We start from the raw sequence: 214 nt of genomic DNA, 5'->3' as shown, positions 1-214 counted from the left end.
ACATTGCAACTCAAACAGAAAATCCTAAGAACGGATATGATGTTTACGATGAAGAATTTAGAACACAATTTATCGATTGTTTAGGAAATTATCTTTTGTTATCTAAATCACATAATTGTTCAGTCGGCAACAAACCTTTTTCAGACAAAAGAGATAGTTATACAAAATCTAATCAGCAAAGAGAAATTGCTGAAATGACAAAGGAAAATGCTAT

1 protein-coding gene is annotated in these 214 nt (G+C 29.9%); it reads left to right on the top strand.

From position 1 onward, the window contains the following. Positions 1 to 214: GmrSD restriction endonuclease domain-containing protein (locus OU788_RS12855; protein WP_274635511.1), on the top strand; the 214-nt coding region annotated here is incomplete at both ends.

This window comes from Tenacibaculum sp. L6 (assembly GCF_028823685.1).
Lineage (GTDB): Bacteria > Bacteroidota > Bacteroidia > Flavobacteriales > Flavobacteriaceae > Polaribacter.
This window is presented reverse-complemented; position numbering and strand designations above follow the sequence as displayed.